Below are 3,171 nucleotides of genomic sequence, written 5' to 3' on the forward strand. Positions count from 1 at the left end.
AAGCCCGATTATCATCAAAGCGATTACCAAACCACCCATCATCTAATACAAAAAGTTCAATACCAACTTTCTTAGCTTCATCTGCTAACTCTAACAGTTTTTCTCTTTGAAAGTCAAAGTAAGTAGCTTCCCAGTTATTGATTAGAATTGGGCGTTCTTTTTTAGAAAATTTACTTGGCAGAATGTGCTTCAGTACAAAATTCTGACTTTCATGACTAACACCAGTTAATCCCTTATCTGAATAGGTCACTAAAGCTACCGGTGTTTCAAAATTTTCCTCAGGGTCTAACTTCCAAGAAAAGTTTTCTGGATTTATGCCAATAGCCAGCCGAACTTCATTCAATTGATTCTTTTGAACAAAAGCTTCAAAGTTTCCACTATACATTAGTTGAATAGCAAACACATTTCCAGCATCCTCTGTGACTCCTTGATCACATAAGAGAAGAGCTGGTGTTTGAGCATGCCCAGAAGCCCCACGGTTCGAACTAATCGAAAAGATTCCTTGTTCTACCTGTTGACGTCTAACAGTCTTTTCACGAGCATAAGCACCCTGCAGAGTTACTATTTCGTAAGTTGCCGCTGGAAAATCAGCCATAAAAGAAAAGTCTTTATGGATGACGACTTCCTGATTACTATTATTCTCTAATTTACTGTAGCTAGCAATTGTCGCATCATTATTAAAAGTAGTATAATACAAATTCAGATTAAGTTGAGCCTTAGAATCTTCTAACATCAAGGCAAGAGTCTCTGTATCGTCCATGCTATGTGGAGAAGGTAAGCCCTGTGGACCATTCTGACCTTTTAAAATCTTTGCTTCTACAAATCGAAAGTCTGTTACTTCAGTTGCATCATGCTGAATCTGTAAAGTTGGTTTTCTAAAGTCACCCAAACCATGTTGTCCAAAAATTTGACGTTGCGTATCTAAGCTAAAGGTTCGATTATGAGCCGTTGGATTTCCTGAAAAGGCATGGTCTCGTTCATAAACACTATTGAAACCTTTATAGTTCTTAATAGTCTTTCCTAAATGTTTCAATAGTAAGTACCCATCACGATTTTCAATAATCAAACTTAAATTTTTACTCTCAACATAAAATAGATTATTCTCTATCCTAACTCCCATTTACTTCACCTCATCACTTTATTGATTCTATTTTATCATCTGAAATCGCTTTCCAAAATAGAAAAATGTCTCAAGAATATGGTAAAATGTTAGGTAGGAGGTAGCACATGTTAGTTTTTTCAGAATACCAGACTGGAACAATTGACCTTTCCCTAAGCTTTTATGGATATGAAGAATGCACACCAAATTACTCTTTTGGTCCAGCTATTCGTGACACATACGTTCTACATTACATTAGTAAAGGACAAGGAAAATTTCATTATAAAGGTAAAATTGTTGATTTAAAAGAAGGAGATTTCTTTCTATTAAAACCAGAAGAACTAACCTTTTATCAAGCAGATAGTAAAGAACCTTGGGCCTACTACTGGTTAGGAATCACTGGAGGGAAAGCTCCTGATTATTTTGCGCTTTCTCAAATTTTTGACCAAGCCTATCTCATCCAATCTGAAACTTGTCATACCCAGAATACTGCAAAACTCATCTCAGACATTGTCCGCTTCGCTCAGATTACAAAATCAAATGAATTAGCTCAACTCCATATCATGGGACAACTCCATGAACTGATGTTTCATCTGGGAACTATTGCTCCCAATCAGAAAAAAAAGATATTTCATCAACCTACCAACTCTATCTTGAATGCAAACGATTAATTGATAGCCACTATCCTCAATCACTTACAATTCAAGATTTAGCAAAAGAACTATCCGTTCACAGAAGCTACTTATCAAGTGTATTCAAAGAATTTAACACCTTATCCCCCAAAGAATACTTACTATACGTTCGAATGCACCGAGCTAAACAACTTCTCGAAAATACCCAAGAGTCCATCAAGGTAATTGCATACTCGGTAGGTTTTTCAGATCCACTCCATTTTTCAAAAGCTTATAAACAATACTTTAATCAGACCCCAAGTCATACAAGAAAAGAATACTCTCAATACCAACTAGTAAGAAAGGCAACACTATGAAATCCTACCAAGCTGTCTATCAGATTCTAGCCAAAGAAAACGACTATATCAGCGGAGAAAAGATTGCAGAAGAACTATCCCTCAGTCGAACATCAATTTGGAAAGCTATCAAGCGGCTAGAACAAGAAGGCATTGAAATTGATAGTATCAAAAACAAAGGCTATAAACTGGTGAATGGAGACCTTATTCTTCCAGAGATTCTAGAAGAAAATCTTCCAATTAAAGTCAGCTTTAAACCCGAAACAAAATCAACACAACTAGATGCAAAAGAAGCAATTGATTTAGGCCATGAAGCAAATACCCTCTATCTAGCTTCCTATCAAACAGCAGGCCGAGGCCGTTTTCAACGTTCCTTCTACTCACCACAAGGTGGCATTTATATGACACTCCATCTCAAACCCAATCTGCCCTATGACCAATTACCGTCCTACACACTACTTGTAGCAGGAGCTGTCTACAAAGCCATTAAGAACCTAACTTTAATAGATGTCGACATAAAATGGGTCAATGATATCTACCTAAACAATCATAAAATTGGAGGAATTCTCACTGAAGCAATGACCTCTGTAGAAACAGGCTTAGTCACAGATATCATTATTGGAGTAGGTATCAATTTCACTATTAAAGACTTCCCTCAGGAATTAAAAGAAAAAGCTGCTAGCTTATTTAAAACTGCAGCTCCTATAACAAGGAATGAATTGATCATAGAAATCTGGCGTGCTTTCTTCGAAACACCAGCAGAGGAGCTATTATACCTATATAAAAAACAGTCATTCGTTCTTGGAAAAGAAGTTACTTTCACACTAGATCAAAAAGACTACAAGGGACTTGCCAAAGACATCTCAGAAAATGGAAAACTTTTAATTCAATGTGATAACGGAAAAGAAATCTGGCTAAATAGCGGAGAAATTTCACTCAAGGGTTGGAAGTAAAATAACACAATTATAATATAAACGATATAAAAATGACTTCAGATTAGTAATTCAATTAAGTTTTACAGATCTGAAGTTTTATTGTCTCTAAAAATAAAAAAGAGAGTTATAAACTCTCATTAAAACGGAGAATAAGGGATTCGAACCCTTGC

At 36.0% G+C, this 3,171-nt stretch carries 2 protein-coding genes and 1 pseudogene; 2 read left to right on the forward strand and 1 reads right to left on the reverse strand.

Features of this window, described 5'->3' with window-relative positions:
• Positions 1 to 1,120: glycoside hydrolase family 36 N-terminal domain-containing protein (locus tag SMIDD26_RS08155; RefSeq protein ID WP_246746998.1), on the reverse strand; the 1,120-nt coding region annotated here is incomplete at its 3' end.
• A gap of 107 nt (positions 1,121 to 1,227) precedes the next feature.
• On the opposite strand from SMIDD26_RS08155, the pseudogene SMIDD26_RS11830 reads away from it, so the two are divergent.
• Together SMIDD26_RS11830 and birA are read left to right on the forward strand one after the other, a co-directional pair.
• Positions 1,228 to 2,087, forward strand: a pseudogene (locus SMIDD26_RS11830) (AraC family transcriptional regulator).
• Positions 2,084 to 3,019, forward strand: a complete 936-nt coding sequence (gene birA / locus SMIDD26_RS08165; protein ID WP_061439788.1) for a bifunctional biotin--[acetyl-CoA-carboxylase] ligase/biotin operon repressor BirA — start codon at positions 2,084 to 2,086, stop codon at positions 3,017 to 3,019. Before SMIDD26_RS11830 ends, birA begins: the two are co-directional and overlap by 4 nt.
• The last annotated feature ends 152 nt before the right edge of the window (positions 3,020 to 3,171 follow it).

Source organism: Streptococcus mitis, from assembly GCF_001579035.1.
GTDB classification, from domain to species: domain Bacteria; phylum Bacillota; class Bacilli; order Lactobacillales; family Streptococcaceae; genus Streptococcus; species Streptococcus mitis_J.

Bases quoted from the DNA above. Each gene is read 5' to 3' on its own strand.
- birA (WP_061439788.1), top strand. From the start codon at position 2,084: ATGAAATCCTACCAAGCTGTCTATCAGATTCTAGCCAAAGAAAACGAC.